The sequence below is a fragment of the Pseudomonas sp. TMP9 genome (assembly GCF_037943105.1).
Lineage (GTDB): Bacteria > Pseudomonadota > Gammaproteobacteria > Pseudomonadales > Pseudomonadaceae > Aquipseudomonas.
The window spans coordinates 1362535-1380559 of record NZ_CP149803.1; the positions used below are offsets into that span (position 1 = coordinate 1362535).

The following is an 18025-nucleotide window of genomic DNA, read 5'->3' on the forward strand; positions in this document are numbered from 1 at the left end:
TATGTCGCAGCCAACTATTAAAGAAGTTCTGTTTAATCCAATTTTCAACAACAACCCGATTGGTTTGCAGATTCTCGGTATCTGTTCCGCCTTGGCGGTGACCTCGAACCTGAAAACCGCGCTGGTCATGTCGATTGCGCTGACGCTGGTCACCGGGTTTTCCAACCTATTTATCTCGATGATTCGCAGTCAGATCCCCAGCTCCATCCGCATGATCGTGCAGATGGTGATCATTGCATCCTTGGTTATCGTGGTGGATCAGGTGCTCAAGGCTTATGCCTTCAGTTTGTCCAAACAACTGTCGGTATTCGTCGGCCTGATCATCACCAACTGTATCGTGATGGGTCGTGCTGAAGCCTTTGCCATGCAAAACCCGCCAGTGCTATCGTTCTTTGACGGTATTGGCAACGGCCTCGGTTACAGTGCGTTTCTGGTGGCTCTGGGCATCATTCGTGAGTTGTTCGGTGCCGGTAAGTTGATGGGCTACGAGATCATCCCGGTGATCAACGACGGCGGCTGGTATCAGCCCAACGGTATGCTCCTGCTACCACCTTCGGCATTCTTCCTGATCGGCCTGTTCATTTGGGCTATCCGGAGCTGGAAAACAGACCAGCTCGAGAAGCCCAGCTTCAAGATGGCGCCGCAAGTTTCGAACAAGGAGGCCTACTAATGGAACACTACCTCAGCTTGCTGGCTAAGGCAGTGTTCGTTGAGAACATGGCCCTGGCGTTCTTCCTTGGTATGTGCACCTTTATTGCCATCTCGAAAAAAGTTGAGACGGCAATTGGCTTGGGTATCGCGGTTATTGTGGTGCAGGTCATCACCGTGCCGGCAAACAACCTGATTTACACCTACCTGCTCAAAGATGGTGCGTTGGCTTGGGCCGGCTTACCGGAAGTGGATTTGAGCTTTCTTGGCTTGCTCAGCTACATCGGCGTTATCGCCGCCATCGTGCAGATCCTTGAAATGCTCTTGGATAAGTACGTACCCAGTCTATACAACGCCCTCGGGGTGTTCTTGCCGTTGATTACCGTGAACTGCGCCATCATGGGCGGCACCCTGTTTATGGTTGAGCGGGACTACAACCTGACGGAAAGTACCGTGTATGGCTTTGGCTCTGGCCTGTCTTGGGCGTTGGCCATTGCCGCACTAGCCGGTATTCGCGAGAAGCTCAAATACAGCGACGTACCCGCAGGGTTGCAAGGCCTGGGCATCACCTTTATTACCATTGGCCTGATGTCTCTGGGCTTTATGTCCTTCTCCGGCGTGCAGTTATAAGGAAGGGATTAACAGATGATCAATTTAGAAATCCTTATCGCCATCGGCATGTTCACCGGCATTGTGCTGGCGTTGGTGCTGATCATTCTCGCGGCACGTGCCAAGCTGGTTTCCAGTGGCGACGTTAGCATCGAGATCAATGGCGAAAAAACCATTGTGGTGCCCGCCGGCGGCAAGTTGCTGCAAACCCTGGCGGCCAACAATATTTTCCTCTCATCGGCGTGCGGCGGCGGCGGCACCTGTGCCCAGTGCAAGTGCGTAGTCGAGCACGGCGGCGGTGAAATGCTGCCCACCGAAGAGGCGGCCTTCACCCGGCGCGAAGCCAAAGCTGGCTGGCGCTTGTCGTGCCAGACCCCGGTCAAGCAGGACATGAAGATCGAGGTGCCGGAAGAAGTCTTCGGTGTGAAGAAGTGGGAGTGCACCGTTGAGTCCAACCCCAACGTGGCCACGTTTATCAAAGAATTGACGCTGAAATTACCGCAAGGTGAGAAGGTCGACTTCCGCGCCGGTGGTTATGTGCAGCTGGAATGCCCGCCCCACGAAGTGCGTTACAAGGACTTCGATATCCAGGAAGAGTACCGCGGCGATTGGGATAAATTTAATCAGTGGAAGTACGTATCCAAGGTTGAAGAAACCGTGATCCGTGCTTACTCCATGGCCAACTACCCGGAAGAAGTAGGCTTGGTGAAATTCAATATCCGTATTGCTTCGCCGCCACCGGGTAAAGACGATTTGCCACCGGGTAAGATGAGCTCGTGGGCCTTTAGCCTTAAGCCGGGCGACAAGGTTACGGTCTATGGCCCGTTTGGTGAATTTTTCGCTAAAGACAGTGAAGCTGAAATGGTGTTTATTGGCGGCGGTGCTGGCATGGCGCCAATGCGTTCGCATATCTTCGACCAACTTAAGCGTTTGAAATCGACGCGTAAGATCAGCTTCTGGTACGGCGCACGCTCCATGCGTGAAGCCTTCTACGTTGAGGAATACGATCAACTGCAGGCCGAGAACCCTAATTTCAAGTGGCATCTGGCCTTGTCTGATCCGCTGCCGGAAGACAACTGGGACGGGCTCAAAGGGTTTATTCACAACGTGCTGTACGAGAACTATCTCAAGAGCCACAAGGCCCCTGAAGAGTGCGAGTTCTATATGTGCGGTCCGCCCATGATGAACGCTGCAGTGATCAAAATGCTGATCGACCTGGGTGTGGAGGAGGAAAACATCCTGCTCGACGACTTCGGCGGCTAAGCATGAAGCATCTGCTACTGCGGCCCGTTATCGTTGTCAGCTTGCTGACAGCCTTAACGGGCTGTTGGTTTTCCGAGCGTGTAGAAGAGTTTTCCGGCCCGACCATGGGCAGTACCTACACGGTTAAATATGTACGCAGTGAGGGCTTGCCCAGCCCCGAGCGACTCCAGTTTGAGGTCGCTGCAATTCTCGATGAGGTTGACGTGCAAATGTCGACCTATCGCGATGATTCTATTATCGAGCAGTTCAATCGAGCTCCGGCCGGGACGTGTCAGGTCATGCCGGCCGGTTTGCTGCAGTTGGTCGATGCCGGATTTGTGCTGCATGAGCAAAGCGCAGGTGCGCTTGATCTAACACTCGAACCGCTGCTAAATCTGTGGGGTTTTGGCCCCAAATCCCGTGCCGAAAAGGTGCCGACCGCTGAAGAATTGGCGCAAGTGATGGTGCATGTCGGTATGCAGCACCTGCGTCGCCAAAATGATCAGCTTTGCAAGCAAGCTGACGTACAGGTCGACTTCAACAGCATTGCTGCAGGTTACGCGGTGGATAAAATTGTCCAGCGTTTCACGGCGTTAGGTGTGGTCAGTTATATGGTCGAAGTCACCGGTGAGCTAAAAGCTGCCGGCAAAAAGCCTGATGGCCAGCCTTGGCGTATTGGATTGGAAGCCCCGCAAGATGGCCAGCGCGTCGCCCAGCGCGTGTTAGCCGTGGATGGCTACGGTATTTCCACCTCGGGTGATTACCGCAATTACTTCGAGGAGCAGGGAAAGCGCTATTCACATACCCTCGACCCTCTGACCGGCGCGCCGATTACGCACACGCTAGCTGCTGTTACCGTGGTTGATAAATCGACCTTACGCGCCGATGGCATGTCTACAGTACTGATGGTCATGGGCACTGAGCGTGGCTTGATATTTGCGCAACGTATGGGAATTGCGGCGTTTTTCGTGACCCATGAAGGTGACGCCTTCGTCACACAGACAACACAGGCTTTTGAGCAGCTGTTTGCTGCAGGAGACGAGCAATGACATTTTTAGTGGTGTTTCTAGTCATGCTGTTAGTCGTGGGCATGATGGCAATAGGCGTGATTATGGGGCGCAAGCCCATCGCTGGTTCCTGCGGTGGCATTGCCAATCTGGGCATCGAGAAAGAATGCTCAATTTGTGGTGGCAGCCGCGAGAAATGCGATGAGGTCAACAGCACCCCGCAAAGCAAGACCCTCGCGCTGGCTTATGACGCGACCAAACGCTAATCGCCGTGCCGCGACCTACCAGTTAACCTAGCGGCCGCTAACGCATCGACTGTCAGGCTGCTTACCGCAGCCTTGGCCCTGCCGCGAGTGAGGTACAACCGCTCCGGTGTGATCTTTAGGAGTAAATATGGCGGTCTACAACTACGACGTAGTGGTGTTGGGTTCAGGCCCAGCCGGTGAAGGCGCGGCAATGAACGCGGCCAAGGCCGGGCGAAAGGTCGCCGTGGTCGACAGCCGTCGTGAAGTCGGCGGCAACTGCACGCACTTGGGCACTATCCCGTCCAAAGCCCTGCGCCACTCGGTGCGACAGATCATGCAGTTCAATACCAACCCGATCTTCCGACAGATCGGTGAACCGCGCTGGTTCTCTTTCCCTGATGTGCTGAAAAGCGCTGAGCGAGTGATTGCCAAGCAGGTAAGTTCGCGTACCGGTTACTACGCGCGTAACCGCATTGACTTGTTTTTTGGCACCGGCAGCTTTGCCGATGAACACACGATCGAAGTGGTTTGCGCCAACGGTGTAGTGGAAAAACTGGTGGCCAAGCAGATTGTCATCGCCACCGGTTCGCGGCCTTACCGCCCGGTCGATGTGGATTTTCAACACCCTCGCGTTTATGACAGTGACACCATCCTCAGTCTTGGGCATACCCCGCGGCGCATCATTATCTATGGCGCTGGGGTCATCGGCTCCGAATACGCCTCAATTTTCAGTGGCTTAGGCGTGCTGGTTGATTTGATCGATAACCGCGATCAGCTATTGAGCTTTCTCGATGCAGAAATCTCCGATGCGCTTAGTTACCACCTGCGCAATAACAACGTACTGATCCGCCACAATGAAGAATATGAGCGCGTTGAAGGGGTAGAAAACGGCGTCGTTCTGCACCTCAAGTCGGGTAAGAAGATCAAGGCAGATGCCTTTCTCTGGTGCAATGGCCGTACGGGTAACACTGATAAGCTGGGCTTGGAAAATATTGGCATCAAGGTTAACAGCCGCGGCCAAGTTGAAGTCGACCACGCTTATCGCACGCCAGTTCCCAGTGTGTATGCCGCAGGCGATGTCATCGGCTGGCCAAGCTTGGCCAGTGCGGCGGCCGACCAAGGTCGCTCGGCAGCGGGCAGCATTGTCGATAACGGCAGCTGGCGTTTCGTCGATGACGTGCCGACGGGTATCTACACCATCCCCGAGATCAGCTCGATCGGTAAAACTGAGCGTGAACTGACTCAGGCGAAAATCCCTTACGAAGTGGGCAAGGCTTTTTTTAAGGGCATGGCGCGGGCGCAGATTTCTCAGGAGCCGGTGGGTATGCTCAAACTTCTGTTTCACCGCGACACCTTAGAGGTGCTCGGCGTGCATTGCTTTGGCTACCAAGCTTCGGAAATTGTGCATATCGGTCAGGCAATCATGAATCAGAAGGGCGAAGCTAATAGCATCAAGTACTTCGTCAACACCACGTTCAACTATCCGACCATGGCAGAAGCTTATCGCGTGGCGGCGTTTGATGGGCTCAACCGGCTTTTTTGAGCGGCTCCGGCCGGTGGCCTGAGCCGGACGGGGAGGATGTTTGCGCAGGCACTTGCGACTGGCATTGGCCTAATCGAGAAAGTTTCTGAACAGCTTTAACCCAAAAACCGGCATAGCCGGTTTTCTGGTTTTTGCAGCTAAGTGCAAGGTGTTTATTGCAACGTCGACACGCCCAAACGTGGGAAGTCAGTGATGATGCTGTCTACGCCGAAGTCGGCCAGGCGACGCATCAGGGCCGGTTCGTTCACCGTCCAAACGGATACATGCAGCCCCGCTTTTTGCGCTTTAAGCAGGCGCTCTGGGGTGCATAGCGTCCAGTTCAACGCCAGCAGGTGACAACCATAACGTTTGGCGACTTTCAGTGGGTCGAGCCAGGCATATTCAGCGACTAGCCCGCGCTGCAAATGCGGCGTGAACTGTTGTAAGGCGCAGAGTACCTGGCGTGAGCTAGAGGTAACGGTGATCTTGTCGGTCAGTTGGTAGCGTTGCGCCAACGCGTCGATAGCCTTAACCATCCGCACCGCGCGAACCTTCGAAGCGCTTTTAACTTCCAGTTGCCAGTGGTCGAAATCGCACTGCTGGAACAGTTCTTCCAAGCGCGGAATGGGGCAGGGCGACAACGCGCTGGGGCCACCCTTGCGCGCGTCAAGGGTTACCAACTGCGCCGCGTCGTGCTCCACCACTTTGCCACGGCGACCAGTGGTGCGTTTCAGGGTTGGATCATGAATCACCATCAGTTCGCCATCTCGCGACAGGTGCAGGTCCAATTCGCAACGGCGCACGCCATGCTGCAAGCATTGCTGGAAGCTGGCTAGGGTGTTTTCTGGCACCTCGCCTTTTGCGCCGCGGTGCCCATAGATGACCGTCACTGTTGCTCCTCATGGTGCATTGCTGCGCCGGGTTGATGATGGCGAACGCTGTTGATTACGTGTTTATGCTCAAAATAGACGCTGAATTCGCGGTAATCCCAGCGGGTGATGGGTGGGTTTCCGACGCTGGGGTGTTCTTCATCGGCAAGGCCGAAGCGCTCCAGCACAGCGCGTTGTGCTTCGCCCAGTTGCGGCAATTGTAACTCGCTGACGCCTTGTTCACCGATGGGGATGTTGAGCGTTTCGGCGTAAGTGCTCAAAGGCAGAAGCAAAGCGAGGAACAGAAGTAGGCGTGACATAGTGGCTCACTATCAGGGTTGCATGGGCTGTTCGCGGGCTTGCCGGCGCTCCAGTGCCTGACGTTGCAGGATATGCCGGGCTAAGAGCTGGCGCTGCGCATCGGTCAGGGCTTCGAATTCTGCGCCAATCTCAAATTGTTGTGACGGCAAGGGCTGGCAATGCACCACCTTGGCCCGCAACAACAGACCTAACGCCTGCGGCATCAGTACCATCTTCAGTGCTAAGTGCGCGCCAAGGCTCACTGGCTGATGATTATTGAAGCTGACGCCGCCCTCGGACAAGCTGACTTTGCGCGGCGTACCAATGTCGCGCAGCAAGCTTTGCGCCACGGCCTGGCCGAGCAGGTCAATGCGTTTATTCATCACCTTGAAGTAATTAGCCAAGGTTCGATCGCGCTCGGTGATGTGGCGCAGCAAGTGCTGCGACTCAAAGTCCATCAAGTGCAGGTCGCTGAGCAAATTGAACAGCGGTGAGTTGTCGTGAAGCTCGTCGCTGGCCAGTGCTTCTGGGCCCGAGAGCAGGGTGAATTCCAGTGCGATCGTATCGTCTATACGATAGTATTCGCGGCGGTCATCTTCTTCTTGAATCGACATGGCGAACCCATTGCAGCAGTAGTGGTCAGATTGTAAGGCTGCTCGCCAAGCCCCGCCACAACGACTTTTCTTTTCCCCTCGAATCAGCCCCGACATGTTCAGACCTTTGTTTATATTTATCGGCACGCGCTACACGCGGGCTAAACGTCGCAATCACTTTGTGTCTTTTATCTCCCTGACCTCGATGATCGGGCTGGCACTGGGTGTGCTGGTGATGATTTTGGTGTTGTCGGTGATGAACGGCTTTGACCATGAAATGCGCACCCGCGTGCTTGGTATGGTGCCGCATGCCACCGTCGAGAGCGCCACGCCGATCAAGGACTGGCGCAGCCTCGCCGAGCAAGCGCAAGAAAATCCGCAAGTGTTGGCAGTGGCGCCGTTCAGCCAAATGCAGGGTTTGCTGACCCATAATGGCAAGGTACAGAAAGTGCTAATCAATGCGATTGACCCGCTTGAAGAAGGCAAGGTCTCGATCATTGATAATTTCTTTAAGCAAGGCAGCCTAGCGGCGGTTCAACCTGGCGAATTTGCCATGGTGTTGGGTGATAAGGCCGCCGCTAAACTTGGGGTTGCTATGGGGGATAAAGTGACCTTTGTTGCCCCAGAAGTGACAGTCACCCCAGCGGGCATGTTTCCAAGGCTTAAGCGCTTTACTGTGGTCGGCATATTCCATGTCGGCGCAGGTGAGATTGATGGTCACTTGGTACTCACGCACGTCCAAGATTTGGCTCGTTTACAGCGCTGGCCAGTCGACCACGTACAGGGTATTCGCCTGAAATTCGCCGACTTATTTGAAGCGCCGCGCACCGCTTGGGCATTGGCGCAAACCCTCGGCAAGGGTGACTACTATGCCCGCGACTGGACCCGTACCCATGGCAATCTTTATCAGGCTATTCGCATGGAAAAAGCCATGATCGGCCTGTTGTTGCTGCTCATTGTTGCAGTCGCGGCGTTCAACATCATCTCCACCCTGGTGATGGTCGTCACTGACAAGAAGGGCGACATCGCTATTTTGCGTACCTTGGGCGCGACGCCTGGGCAGATCATGGCAATCTTTATGGTTCAAGGGACAGTGATTGGTGTATTCGGCACTGCCATCGGTGCGGTGCTGGGCTGCCTCGCTGCATTGAATATCAGCCGCGCGATTGCTGCGCTGGAAGGGCTGCTGGGCATCAAATTCCTTAATGCCGATGTGTATTTTATCGACTATCTACCCTCGCAGCTGATGCTTGCGGACGTGCTGTTGGTGTGCGGCGCGGCGCTGCTTCTAAGTTTTTTTGCCACCCTCTATCCAGCCTGGCGCGCGGCGCGCACCCAGCCTGCAGAGGCCCTGCGTTATGAATGATCAGGTTATGAGTGATCCGGTTATGCAAGATCGTGCAGTGTTGAGTTGTCGCAACCTCGGTAAAAGCTATGACGAGGGTCCGCAATCAGTGGTGGTGCTGCACGATCTGCAGCTTGAATTGCACTCGGGCGAGCGCGTGGCGATTGTCGGCAGTTCCGGCTCGGGCAAGAGCACCTTGCTGAATATGCTTGGCGGCCTGGATACGCCGAGCACAGGCAGTGTTTGGCTGGCGGGTGAGGAACTGTCAGCGCTGAATGAAAAGCAGCGCGGCCTCCTGCGTAATCGCGCGCTGGGTTTCGTATATCAGTTCCACCATCTGCTACCGGAATTCACTGCGCTGGAAAACGTCTGCATGCCGCTGTTGATTGGTCGCACGTCGATCAGTGAAGCGCGTCAGCGTGCCACCGCATTACTTGAGCGAGTGGGTCTTGGTCATCGCTTGGCGCACAAGCCGTCAGAGCTGTCTGGTGGCGAGCGGCAGCGAGTGGCAATTGCCCGCGCTCTGGTTAACCAGCCGGGTCTGGTGTTGCTCGATGAACCAACGGGTAACCTGGATAATCACACCGCCCAAGGCATTGAAGATTTGATGAAAGAGCTGAGTAGCTCATCGCAAACGGCCTTTCTGGTGGTGACCCACGACATGGCCTTGGCGCAACAGATGGATCGCATCCTGCGTCTAGAAGACGGCAAGTTGGTGGCCGCCTGATGTATCGTCCGCTGAGTATTTTTATCGGTGTTCGTTATACCGGGGCCAAGCGGCGTAACCACTTTATCTCCTTTATTTCGATGACCTCGATGATCGGCCTCGCGCTCGGCGTGCTGGCGATGATCGTTGTGTTGTCAGTGATGAACGGCTTTCAGAAGGAAATGAGCACGCGCATCCTCGGTATGGTGCCGCACGCCAGTATTGCCGGCCTTAAGCCGTTGGATGATTGGCAGCGGGTCGCCGCTGCAGCGCGGCAGAACCCTCAGGTGCAAGCGGCAGTGCCTTTTGCTGAGCTTGAAGGCATGCTTTCGGTCCGCGGCGCGATGCAGCCGGTGCAGCTGCACGGTATTGATCCGGTGCTTGAGCCGCAGGTGTCGATCATCGATAAGCACATGCAGCAAGGCCGTTTGAGTGACCTGCGTGAAGGTGAGTTCGGCGTGGTGCTGGGCGAGATCACCGCGCGGCGTTTCCAGCTGCAGGTTGGCGACAAATTAGCGCTGATTGTGCCTGAGCTGAGCAGCGTGCCAGGCGGTATCAGCCCGCGCATGCAGCGTCTGAATGTGGTCGGCATCTTTAAAGTCGGCGCCGAATTAGACAGTTCGCTTGCGCTGATCCATGTTGCCGATGCGGCGCATATTCAGCGCATGCAGCCGGGTCAGGTGCAAAGCGTGCGCTTGAAGTTGAAAGACCTTTATCAATCGCCCCAAGTGGCTGCGCAGATCGTCAGCGGGCTGGGTGAGGGCTATATAGCCAGCGACTGGACCCTGACTCAGGGCAGCCTGTTTAGTGCGATGAAGATGGAAAAGACCATGATCGGCTTGCTGTTGCTGCTGATCGTTGCGGTAGCCGCATTCAATATTATTGCCACGTTGATCATGGTGGTGGCGGACAAGGGCGCTGATATCGCCATCTTGCGTACCTTGGGTGCTACGCCTGCGCAGATCATGGGTGTTTTTATGGTGCAGGGCACGGTAATTGGCGTTGTCGGCACGTTGATCGGCGCCGTGCTGGGTATTTTTGCGGCGCTGAATGTCAGCCAGCTGGTGGGCTGGGTTGAGCGCATCAGTGGCCAGCAGGTGATGAGTTCAGATGTTTACTTCATCAGTAATCTGCCCTCTCAGCTGTTGCTCTCCGATGTGTTGCTGATTTGTGGTGCGGCTTTCACCCTAAGTTTCCTGGCCACTATTTACCCCTCTTGGCGAGCCGCGCAGATTCAGCCTGCGGATGCATTGCGCTACGAATAAGCTACGCTGGCAGAAACAAAAAAGCCGTTACTGAGTAACGGCTTTTTTGTTTCTGCACTAAACGTCGGTTTGCCGACGCTTTTCTTGGCGCTTGCGCCAGCTGTGTTGGACCCACCAGCGCCAGTATGCATGAGTGCCGAAATAGCCAATCACGGCGAGCAGCAGTCCAATTACCAATGAGCCCAGATAAAGGGGCTGCCAATGAGTTTGCAGAACATGGCCGATCCAGCTGAGGGTGATGTGATCAGGCATTTGCAGGGTAGGGGTGTTGGTCAGCCAGGCGCCGAACTTATAGGTGCAATAAAACACGGGTGGCATGGTGATCGGGTTGGTTAGCCAGACCAAACCAATCGAGATGGGCAAGTTACCCCGCGCCAAAATCGCCACGGCAGCGGCAGCTGCCATCTGCATGGGCATTGGAATCATGGCCCAAAATAAACCGATGGCCATGGCGCGCGAGACTGAATGGCGGTTGAGGTGCCAGAGGTTGGGGTCATGAATCAGGCTGCCCAAAAACCGCAAGGATTTATTGCCCTTGATACGGTCTGGGTGAGGCATGAAGCGCTTGAATAAACGACGCGGCATGAAAGCTCTCTGGCGGGTTAAAGCGTGCGCATTATGCACCCATTGATCACCGCCCGCTTTCTCACTTTGTGACAGCACATAAGCAAAAACTGATCAGGCGAATAAAAAGTTTTACCCGACTCATGGAGCGAGTTTATGCGTACAGCGATGTTTGCGTTATTGGCTGGGCTGCTGCTGTTACGCTTTCTTCCGGCCTTGCCGCCGTTGTGGCTGCTGATCCTCTTCCCGATAGCTGGGCTGCTGCTGCTGCCGTTTCGCAGCTACCCCATCGCGTTATTCCTCTTCGGCTTTACTTGGGCTTGTGTGTCAGCGCAGTGGGCGCTGGATGACCGCTTGGCGCCCTCAGTGGATGCCCGCACTCTCTGGCTGCAGGGGCAAGTGGTGGGCCTGCCTGAGGTCAGTGGCGGTGTGGTGCGGTTCGAGCTGGAGCAGGCGGTTTCTCGCCGCGAGCTATTGCCCAAGCGTTTACGCCTCTCGTGGTATGGCGGGCCAGCTGTGCATGCGGGTGAGACGTGGCGCTTAGCGGTGCGCCTCAAACGTCCCCATGGGTTGGTCAACCCGCAGGCCTTTGATTATGAAGCTTGGTTATTGACGCAGCGAATCGGGGCAACGGGGACGGTGAAAAGTGGCGAGTTGCTGACCCCCGCTAGCGGGACGGGTGCGTGGCGTGACCGCTTGCGTCAGCACCTACTCGCCACTCCGGCGCATGGTCGTGAAGGCGCTTTGGCGGCCTTGGTACTGGGCGATGGTTCGGGATTATCCACGGCAGACTGGCAGGTTCTGCAAAACACTGGAACGGTGCACTTAATGGTGATCTCCGGCCAGCATATCGGTCTGTTAGCGACGCTTTTATATAGTCTGGTTGCTGGTTTAGCGCGTGTTGGGGGGTGGCCGCGCAGTTGGCCTTGGTTGCCCTGCGCCTGTGTCTTGGCGTTTAGCGGTGCACTGGCTTACGGCCTGCTGGCAGGTTTTGAAGTGCCGGTGCAGCGCGCCTGTGTGATGGTCGGCTTGGTGCTGCTGTGGCGCTGGCGTTTTCGTCATTTGGGCGTGGGCTTGCCCGTGTTGTTGGCACTGCTAGCGGTGTTGCTGTTGGAGCCGTTGGCCAGTTTGCAACCAGGGTTCTGGTTATCTTTTGGCGCAGTGGCGCTGCTTATTCTGATTTTTAGTGGCCGCTTGGGTGTTTGGCCTTGGTGGGGCACTTTACTGCGAGCGCAGTGGGCCATGGCGATAGGGTTGCTGCCGTTATTGCTGGCGCTCGGCTTACCGGTAAGTGCCAGCGGGCCGCTGGCCAACTTAGTGGCAGTGCCTGTAATCGGCTTGTTGGTGGTACCGCTGGCATTACTCGGCACGCTGCTGCTGCCCGTGCCTGGGGTGGGGGCTACCTTGATCGGGGTCGCGGGCTGGGTGCTGCATCTGATGTTTATGCTGCTCAGCCAATTGTCTGTGTGGCTACCCGCGTGGTTGCCCAGTGCGCTGCCTTTTTGGGCGTGGCTGCTGGTGGCGCTGGGTGCGCTGGTATTGCTTTTGCCCGCAGCGCTGCCCATGCGCAGCTTAGGTGCGTTGCTGCTATTGCCGTTGTTATTTAGCCCGCAACAACGTCCCGAATATGGCCGGGCTGAGGTGTGGCTGTTGGACGTCGGCCAAGGCTTGGCCGTGCTGGTGCGCACCCAGCAGCATGATTTGCTGTATGACGCGGGTCCGCGGTTTGGTGAGTTCGATACGGGTGAGCGGGTGGTGTTGCCATCCTTACGCGCACTGGATGTGCGTGGGCTTGATCTGTTGTTGCTCAGCCATGCCGACAACGATCATGCCGGTGGCGCTGCCGCCATCAAGCGTGGCTTACCTGTCAGTCGGGTGGTCAGTGGTGAACCCGATAACGTAGCGCATTCGCTGCAGGCCCAGGCCTGTAAATCTGAGCAGTGGCAATGGGACGGAGTTGCCTTCAGCACTTGGCAATGGGCCGGTGCAACCGATGGTAACCAAGCGTCTTGCGTATTGCTGGTAGAGGCCAATGGTGAGCGTCTGTGGTTGACTGGAGACATCGACAGTCATGCCGAGCGCGCTTTGCTCAACAGTACTTTACTGATGCCGGCACAGTGGTTGCTAGCGCCGCATCATGGCAGCCGTAGCTCGTCTTCTGCTGCACTACTGGCGCAGGTTAAACCGGCCGCAGTGTTGATTTCTCGTGGCGCGCACAATGCCTTTGGTCATCCGCATGCTGACGTCATGGGGCGCTATGAGGCTGTTGCGGCGCGAGCTTATGACACCGCCGTGCAGGGTGCGCTGCGGATTCGCCTCGGCGCATTCGAGCCCGCACAGGGTTTGCGTAATCACGCACGCTTTTGGCGGGAAAAATGAGAACGGCAGCGTTCGGCGAGGCAGTGGCCCTATGCTAGAGTAGCGGCACTTTTGTGAAGGGGATTTGCCACCGTGTGGGAACTGGTAAAAGCTGGCGGCTGGATCATGCTGCCGATCATTCTGTGCTCCATCGCTGCGGCCGGCATTATTGCCGAGCGCCTATGGACGCTGCGGCCGAGCCGCATCACCCCACCCAATCTGCTCGGGCAGGTATGGAAGTGGATCAAAGAGAAAAAACTGAATAACCAAAAGCTTAAAGAGCTGCGCGCGAACTCGCCGCTGGGGCAAATTCTTGCTGCTGGCCTGGCTAACTCCAAACACGGTCGCGAGATCATGAAGGAGTGCATTCAGGAAGCTGCCGCTCGAGTCGTTCATGACTTAGAGCGCTATCTCAATGCGCTTGGCACCATCGCCGGCATTGCGCCGCTGCTGGGTTTGCTCGGCACCGTTCTGGGCATGATCGAAATTTTCAGCTCCTTTATGGGTTCCGGTATGGCCAACGCGGGTTTACTGGCCAGCGGTATTTCCAAGGCGCTGATCACCACCGCAGCAGGTCTGATGGTGGCCATTCCTGCCTTGTTCTTTCACCGCTACCTGCAGCGCAGGGTTGATGAGCTGGTGGTGGGCATGGAGCAGGAAGCGATTCGCCTGGTTGAAGTGGTACAGGGCGATCGTGATGTTGATTTGGGTGAGGATAAGGCGTGAAATTCCGGCGTAAACCGCGGGAAAACGTCGAGATCAACCTGGCCTCGTTGATCGACGTGGTGTTTATCCTGCTGCTGTTTTTTGTGGTCACCACCACCTTTACTCGCGAGACCCAGCTCAAGGTCGACCTGCCGGAAGCCGCCACAGGTACGCCGCCGGAACAGACTGAACTGAAGCAGCTGGAAATTCTAATTGCTGCTGACGGTAGTTACTCCCTGAATGCCAAGCAGTTGCTTAAAAGCGATCTGCCCAGCCTGATGGCTGCACTGCAAAAGGAGTCGGAAGGCGATAACAGCTTGCCGTTAATTATCAGTGCCGATGCCAAAACTCAGCATCAGGCTGTGATTACGGCCATGGACGCCGCCGGTAAACTGGGTTTTGCCCATCTGCGCATGACCACCATTGAGGCGCAAGCCGCGCCTTGAGGCTTGCCTGCTAATGAGCCTGTCCTCCCGCATCACGGCTGCCTGGTATGACGGTCACCCGGCATTGCGCCTGTTGCGCCCGTTGGAGTGGCTGTATCGCGCAGTAGTGAGACGCAAGCGTGCGCGTTTTCTGGCGGGTGAAGGTGATATCTATCGCGCCCCAGTGCCGGTGATCGTGGTCGGTAATATTACTGTCGGCGGCACCGGCAAAACCCCAATGATTCTCTGGTTGATCGAGCATTGTCGCAGCCAAGGGTTGCGCGTTGGGGTGGTCAGCCGTGGTTATGGCGCGCAGCCGCCGCAGTTGCCCTGGCGAGTGATGGCTGATCAGGCGGCCCGTGTGGCGGGCGATGAACCCCTGTTAATTGTGCAGCGCAGTGGCGTGCCCTTGATGATCGACCCCGATCGCAGCCGCGCAGTGGCGGCGCTGCTGACGGCTGAGCCGTTGGATCTAATTCTCAGTGACGACGGTTTGCAGCACTATCGTTTGGACCGTGATCTGGAGTTGGTACTGATTGATGCGGTGCGCGGCCTGGGTAATCGTCACTGCCTGCCGGCTGGCCCGCTGCGTGAGCCGGTCGAGCGCCTGCAGAGTGTTGATGCGTTGCTCTACAACGGCGCATCGAATGATCCGCAGGAAGGCTACGGCTTTACTTTACGGCCACGCACCTTGATCAACTTGCGCAGCGGCGAGCCGCATGCCTTAAGCCATTTTCCACCCGGTCAGGCCCTGCACGCAGTCGCGGGTATTGGCAACCCGCAGCGTTTCTTCATGACCCTTGAAGGGCTACACTGGCAACCTGTCGCACATGCCTTTGCCGACCACGCGCCTTACAGCGCCGAGTTGCTAAATTTTAGCCCGGCGCTGCCACTGGTGATGACGGAAAAGGATGCGGTTAAATGCCGTGCCTTTGCGGCTGATGATTGGTGGTACTTGGCGGTTGATGCGCAGCCCTCGGCTGCGTTTGTTGCCTGGTTTGATCAGCAATTGCAGCACCTAGTGCCGCGCGCCTGACCGTAGCAATCACCCGCGAGTCGATCTCGCCCATGCAGTTGCTCATTCTTAAGGATCGCCCATGGACCCGAAACTACTCGATATTCTCGCCTGCCCACTGTGCAAGGGGCCGTTGAAGCTCGTGGCTGATAAAAGCGAGCTGATCTGTAAGGCCGATGCGCTGGCCTTTCCCGTGCGCGATGGCATCCCCGTGATGCTGGAAAGCGAAGCGCGCACCCTCAACGTTGACGAGCGTTTGGACAAGTAAATGAGCACTGCCTTTACCGTTGTTATTCCGGCGCGCTTCGCTTCCAGTCGTCTGCCAGGCAAGCCGCTGCAGGATATTGCCGGAAAACCGATGATTCAGCATGTCTGGGAGCAGGCGTGCAAAAGCAGCGCGCAGCAGGTTGTGGTGGCCACCGACGATGCGCGCATTGTTGAGGCCTGCAATGGCTTTGGTGCGCAGGTGATTCTGACCCGTGTTGACCACAATTCCGGCACTGATCGCTTGGCCGAAGTGGCCACGGCGCTCGGTTTGGCGGCCGATGCCATCGTGGTTAATGTGCAGGGCGATGAGCCGTTGATTCCGCCAGCGATTATCGACCAAGTGGCCGCTAACCTCGCCGCCAACCCGCAGGCAGCTATCGCCACGCTGGCCGAGCCGATTGATGATGTGCAGGCGTTATTCAACCCCAACGTGGTCAAGGTGGTCAGCGACAAAACCGGCCTGGCTCTGACCTTTAGTCGTGCACCGCTGGCCTGGGCGCGTGATGCCTTTGCCAAGAGCCGTGATCAGCTACCCGCGGGCGTACCGTACCGTCGGCACATCGGCATCTATGCTTACCGCGCGCAGTTTTTGCATGATTTCGTCAGTTGGGGCCCCTGCTGGTTGGAAGACACTGAGTGCCTAGAGCAGTTGCGTGCGCTTTGGCATGGCGTGCGAATTCATGTTGCCGACGCCCTTGAGTCGCCACCTGCCGGCGTCGATACCGCAGAAGACTTGGAGCGGGTTCGCCGCTTGCTGGGGGCTTAATGCGCGTTCTGTTTGTCTGTCTGGGCAACATCTGCCGTTCGCCCACGGCTGAAGGCGTGTTGCGTCATAAGTTGCGTGAGGCCGGTTTGCAGGGGCGTGTCGATGTTGACTCTGCCGGCACCAGCGACTGGCACATTGGTAAAGCAGCGGATACGCGCACCTGCCAAGCCGCGCAGCAGCGCGGCTATGATTTGTCCGCTCTGCGTGGGCGGCAAGTTACGACGGCAGATTTTCAGGCCTTTGACTTGGTGTTGGCGATGGACGCCAGCAATCTGCATGATTTGCAGCAACTTCGCCCAAGCAATGCCTCAGCCGAGTTGGATCTGTTCTTGCGTCGTTATCAGGTGGCGCTGGATGAAGTGCCTGATCCTTATTACGGGGGTGAAGCAGGCTTTGCCCACGTGTTGGACTTGATCGAGCAGGCCTGTGATGCCCTGGTACTTGAGCTTAAGGGGCGTCTATGAGTTTGCAGGTGCGCACTCACGTATCACTCAAACCCTTTAATAGTTTCGCCGTCGAAGCCCGGGCCAGCCATTTTGCTGAGGCTGAGAACGATCAGCAGGTACGCGAGGCGTTGAGTTACGCACGCGCGCTGCAGCTACCGCTGCTATTGCTGGGTGGCGGCAGCAATCTGCTGCTCACTGCTGATGTTGAGGCGTTGGTGCTGCGTATCGCTAGCCGAGGCATTCGCGTGCTGGAGGATGACGGCGAGCGAGTGATAATTGAAGCGCAAGCGGGCGAACCTTGGCACCCGTTTGTGCAATGGACGCTGACTCAAGGCTTTGCGGGTCTGGAAAACCTTAGTTTGATCCCTGGCACAGTCGGCGCTGCGCCCGTGCAAAACATCGGTGCTTATGGCGTTGAGTTGAAAGATTTATTTGCCGGCCTGACCGCTCTGGATCGGCGCAGCGGCGAACTACGCGAGTTCTCTTCACAGGACTGCGCTTTTGCTTACCGTGACAGCGTGTTTAAGCGCGAGAGTGGCCGTTGGTTGATTTTACGGGTGCGCTTCGCCCTCAGCCGCACTGTTGCATTGCACTTGGACTATGGCCCGGTGCGTCAGCGCTTGGCGCAGCAAGGCATTAGTGCACCGACGGCGCAGGATGTGAGTCAGGCGATTTGCGCCATTCGTAGCGAAAAACTGCCGGACCCAGCTGTACTTGGTAACGCGGGCAGTTTCTTCAAAAACCCACTGGTATCCGCTGAGTTGGCGCAGCGTCTGCGCAATGAATATACCGATCTGGTGGCCTATCCTCAGATGGTGGATGGACAGGCGGGCGGGCAGGTCAAGCTGGCCGCAGGCTGGCTTATTGAGCGTGCGGGCTGGAAAGGTTTTCGTGACGGTGATGCAGGTGTGCATCGTCTGCAGGCATTGGTGCTGGTCAATTACGGTGCGGCTACGGGTGCACAATTATTAGCCCTGGCGAAACGTATCCAAGCGGATATTGCGCAGCGCTTCGCGGTTGATTTGGAGATCGAGCCTAACGTGTTGTAAAGCGTGCTCGAGCAGTCGCCGTGCAGAGGATTATTTAACTGCGCCACAACGCAAAAGGGGATGCCGAAGCATCCCCTTT

Annotated in this window: 21 protein-coding genes; 17 read left to right on the plus strand and 4 right to left on the minus strand. The window is 56.7% G+C overall.

The window, feature by feature from the left end; translation table 11 throughout:
- The first annotated feature begins 1 nt into the window (after position 1).
- The 6 genes from WF513_RS06435 to sthA all read left to right on the plus strand — a co-directional run bounded on the left by WF513_RS06435 (position 2) and on the right by sthA (position 5294).
- Complete coding sequence (locus WF513_RS06435) at positions 2-670, plus strand: NADH:ubiquinone reductase (Na(+)-transporting) subunit D (protein WP_339082529.1); 669 nt, start codon at positions 2-4, stop codon at positions 668-670.
- A complete protein-coding gene (nqrE, locus tag WF513_RS06440; RefSeq protein ID WP_339082531.1) occupies positions 670-1278 on the plus strand; it encodes an NADH:ubiquinone reductase (Na(+)-transporting) subunit E in 609 nt (202 codons plus the stop codon). Before WF513_RS06435 ends, nqrE begins: the two co-directional genes overlap by 1 nt.
- A gap of 15 nt (positions 1279-1293) precedes the next feature.
- Complete coding sequence (nqrF, locus tag WF513_RS06445) at positions 1294-2520, plus strand: NADH:ubiquinone reductase (Na(+)-transporting) subunit F (protein WP_339082533.1); 1227 nt, start codon at positions 1294-1296, stop codon at positions 2518-2520.
- 2 nt (positions 2521-2522) lie between these two features.
- Entirely contained in the window at positions 2523-3548 is a 1026-nt protein-coding gene (locus WF513_RS06450) for an FAD:protein FMN transferase (RefSeq protein WP_339082535.1), read from the plus strand.
- Positions 3545-3772, plus strand: a complete 228-nt coding sequence (gene nqrM / locus WF513_RS06455) for a (Na+)-NQR maturation NqrM (RefSeq protein ID WP_339082537.1) — start codon at positions 3545-3547, stop codon at positions 3770-3772. Before WF513_RS06450 ends, nqrM begins: the two co-directional genes overlap by 4 nt.
- Before the next feature lie 127 nt (positions 3773-3899).
- Positions 3900-5294 carry a Si-specific NAD(P)(+) transhydrogenase gene (gene sthA, locus WF513_RS06460; protein WP_339082539.1) on the plus strand — a complete coding sequence of 465 codons (1395 nt, stop codon included), beginning with the start codon at positions 3900-3902 and terminating at the stop codon, positions 5292-5294.
- A gap of 152 nt (positions 5295-5446) precedes the next feature.
- Here the strand turns inward: sthA and WF513_RS06465 are convergent, their stop codons facing one another.
- From WF513_RS06465 to WF513_RS06475, 3 genes are read right to left on the minus strand one after another with little or no spacing between them, the layout of a single operon-like run.
- Complete coding sequence (locus WF513_RS06465; protein ID WP_339082541.1) at positions 5447-6163, minus strand: glycerophosphodiester phosphodiesterase; 717 nt, start codon at positions 6161-6163, stop codon at positions 5447-5449.
- Positions 6160-6462 (minus strand): phosphodiesterase, encoded by a 303-nt coding sequence (locus WF513_RS06470; RefSeq protein ID WP_339082543.1) that lies wholly within the window; start codon positions 6460-6462, stop codon positions 6160-6162. Before WF513_RS06470 ends, WF513_RS06465 begins: the two co-directional genes overlap by 4 nt.
- Before the next feature lie 12 nt (positions 6463-6474).
- The gene (locus tag WF513_RS06475) at positions 6475-7056 is read right to left on the minus strand and encodes a PilZ domain-containing protein (RefSeq protein ID WP_339082545.1); all 582 of its coding nucleotides are present in this window, start codon (positions 7054-7056) and stop codon (positions 6475-6477) included.
- 94 nt (positions 7057-7150) lie between these two features.
- On the opposite strand from WF513_RS06475, the gene WF513_RS06480 reads away from it, so the two are divergent.
- Genes WF513_RS06480 through WF513_RS06490 form a run of 3 tightly spaced genes read left to right on the plus strand, consistent with a single transcriptional unit; the run spans position 7151 to position 10351 of the window.
- Entirely contained in the window at positions 7151-8401 is a 1251-nt protein-coding gene (locus WF513_RS06480) for a lipoprotein-releasing ABC transporter permease subunit (RefSeq protein WP_339082547.1), read from the plus strand.
- Between the two features lie 22 nt (positions 8402-8423).
- Positions 8424-9107, plus strand: a complete 684-nt coding sequence (lolD, locus tag WF513_RS06485) for a lipoprotein-releasing ABC transporter ATP-binding protein LolD (RefSeq protein ID WP_339083448.1) — start codon at positions 8424-8426, stop codon at positions 9105-9107.
- Entirely contained in the window at positions 9107-10351 is a 1245-nt protein-coding gene (locus tag WF513_RS06490; RefSeq protein ID WP_339082549.1) for a lipoprotein-releasing ABC transporter permease subunit, read from the plus strand. Before lolD ends, WF513_RS06490 begins: the two co-directional genes overlap by 1 nt.
- Before the next feature lie 57 nt (positions 10352-10408).
- Here WF513_RS06490 and WF513_RS06495 read toward each other — a convergent pair whose 3' ends face one another.
- Positions 10409-10936, minus strand: a complete 528-nt coding sequence (locus WF513_RS06495; RefSeq protein ID WP_339082551.1) for a DUF2062 domain-containing protein — start codon at positions 10934-10936, stop codon at positions 10409-10411.
- Positions 10937-11083: 147 nt separating this feature from the next.
- Here WF513_RS06495 and WF513_RS06500 point away from each other — a divergent pair, with 147 nt between their 5' ends.
- The 8 genes from WF513_RS06500 to murB all read left to right on the plus strand — a co-directional run bounded on the left by WF513_RS06500 (position 11084) and on the right by murB (position 17946).
- A complete protein-coding gene (locus tag WF513_RS06500; RefSeq protein WP_339083450.1) occupies positions 11084-13294 on the plus strand; it encodes a DNA internalization-related competence protein ComEC/Rec2 in 2211 nt (736 codons plus the stop codon).
- 72 nt (positions 13295-13366) lie between these two features.
- Complete coding sequence (locus tag WF513_RS06505; RefSeq protein WP_339082553.1) at positions 13367-13999, plus strand: MotA/TolQ/ExbB proton channel family protein; 633 nt, start codon at positions 13367-13369, stop codon at positions 13997-13999.
- Positions 13996-14424 (plus strand): biopolymer transporter ExbD, encoded by a 429-nt coding sequence (locus WF513_RS06510; RefSeq protein ID WP_322948974.1) that lies wholly within the window; start codon positions 13996-13998, stop codon positions 14422-14424. Before WF513_RS06505 ends, WF513_RS06510 begins: the two co-directional genes overlap by 4 nt.
- 13 nt (positions 14425-14437) lie before the next feature.
- Positions 14438-15439 (plus strand): tetraacyldisaccharide 4'-kinase, encoded by a 1002-nt coding sequence (gene lpxK, locus WF513_RS06515; protein ID WP_339082557.1) that lies wholly within the window; start codon positions 14438-14440, stop codon positions 15437-15439.
- Between the two features lie 61 nt (positions 15440-15500).
- A complete protein-coding gene (locus WF513_RS06520; RefSeq protein WP_339082559.1) occupies positions 15501-15686 on the plus strand; it encodes a Trm112 family protein in 186 nt (61 codons plus the stop codon).
- A complete protein-coding gene (kdsB, locus tag WF513_RS06525) occupies positions 15687-16451 on the plus strand; it encodes a 3-deoxy-manno-octulosonate cytidylyltransferase (RefSeq protein ID WP_339082560.1) in 765 nt (254 codons plus the stop codon).
- A complete protein-coding gene (locus WF513_RS06530) occupies positions 16451-16915 on the plus strand; it encodes a low molecular weight protein-tyrosine-phosphatase (protein WP_339082562.1) in 465 nt (154 codons plus the stop codon). The genes kdsB and WF513_RS06530 overlap by 1 nt, the downstream gene beginning before the upstream one ends.
- Complete coding sequence (gene murB, locus WF513_RS06535) at positions 16912-17946, plus strand: UDP-N-acetylmuramate dehydrogenase (protein ID WP_339082564.1); 1035 nt, start codon at positions 16912-16914, stop codon at positions 17944-17946. The genes WF513_RS06530 and murB overlap by 4 nt, the downstream gene beginning before the upstream one ends.
- Positions 17947-18025: the final 79 nt, after the last annotated feature.

Coding starts and splice junctions, on each gene's coding strand:
- WF513_RS06435 (WP_339082529.1), top strand. CDS start 2: ATGTCGCAGCCAACTATTAAAGAAGTTCTGTTTAATCCAATTTTCAAC.
- nqrE (WP_339082531.1), top strand. CDS start 670: ATGGAACACTACCTCAGCTTGCTGGCTAAGGCAGTGTTCGTTGAGAAC.
- nqrF (WP_339082533.1), top strand. CDS start 1,294: ATGATCAATTTAGAAATCCTTATCGCCATCGGCATGTTCACCGGCATT.
- WF513_RS06450 (WP_339082535.1), top strand. CDS start 2,523: ATGAAGCATCTGCTACTGCGGCCCGTTATCGTTGTCAGCTTGCTGACA.
- nqrM (WP_339082537.1), top strand. CDS start 3,545: ATGACATTTTTAGTGGTGTTTCTAGTCATGCTGTTAGTCGTGGGCATG.
- sthA (WP_339082539.1), top strand. CDS start 3,900: ATGGCGGTCTACAACTACGACGTAGTGGTGTTGGGTTCAGGCCCAGCC.
- WF513_RS06470 (WP_339082543.1), bottom strand. CDS start 6,462: ATGTCACGCCTACTTCTGTTCCTCGCTTTGCTTCTGCCTTTGAGCACT.
- WF513_RS06475 (WP_339082545.1), bottom strand. CDS start 7,056: ATGTCGATTCAAGAAGAAGATGACCGCCGCGAATACTATCGTATAGAC.
- WF513_RS06480 (WP_339082547.1), top strand. CDS start 7,151: ATGTTCAGACCTTTGTTTATATTTATCGGCACGCGCTACACGCGGGCT.
- lolD (WP_339083448.1), top strand. CDS start 8,424: ATGCAAGATCGTGCAGTGTTGAGTTGTCGCAACCTCGGTAAAAGCTAT.
- WF513_RS06490 (WP_339082549.1), top strand. CDS start 9,107: ATGTATCGTCCGCTGAGTATTTTTATCGGTGTTCGTTATACCGGGGCC.
- WF513_RS06495 (WP_339082551.1), bottom strand. CDS start 10,936: ATGCCGCGTCGTTTATTCAAGCGCTTCATGCCTCACCCAGACCGTATC.
- WF513_RS06500 (WP_339083450.1), top strand. CDS start 11,084: ATGTTTGCGTTATTGGCTGGGCTGCTGCTGTTACGCTTTCTTCCGGCC.
- lpxK (WP_339082557.1), top strand. CDS start 14,438: ATGAGCCTGTCCTCCCGCATCACGGCTGCCTGGTATGACGGTCACCCG.
- WF513_RS06520 (WP_339082559.1), top strand. CDS start 15,501: ATGGACCCGAAACTACTCGATATTCTCGCCTGCCCACTGTGCAAGGGG.
- kdsB (WP_339082560.1), top strand. CDS start 15,687: ATGAGCACTGCCTTTACCGTTGTTATTCCGGCGCGCTTCGCTTCCAGT.
- WF513_RS06530 (WP_339082562.1), top strand. CDS start 16,451: ATGCGCGTTCTGTTTGTCTGTCTGGGCAACATCTGCCGTTCGCCCACG.
- murB (WP_339082564.1), top strand. CDS start 16,912: ATGAGTTTGCAGGTGCGCACTCACGTATCACTCAAACCCTTTAATAGT.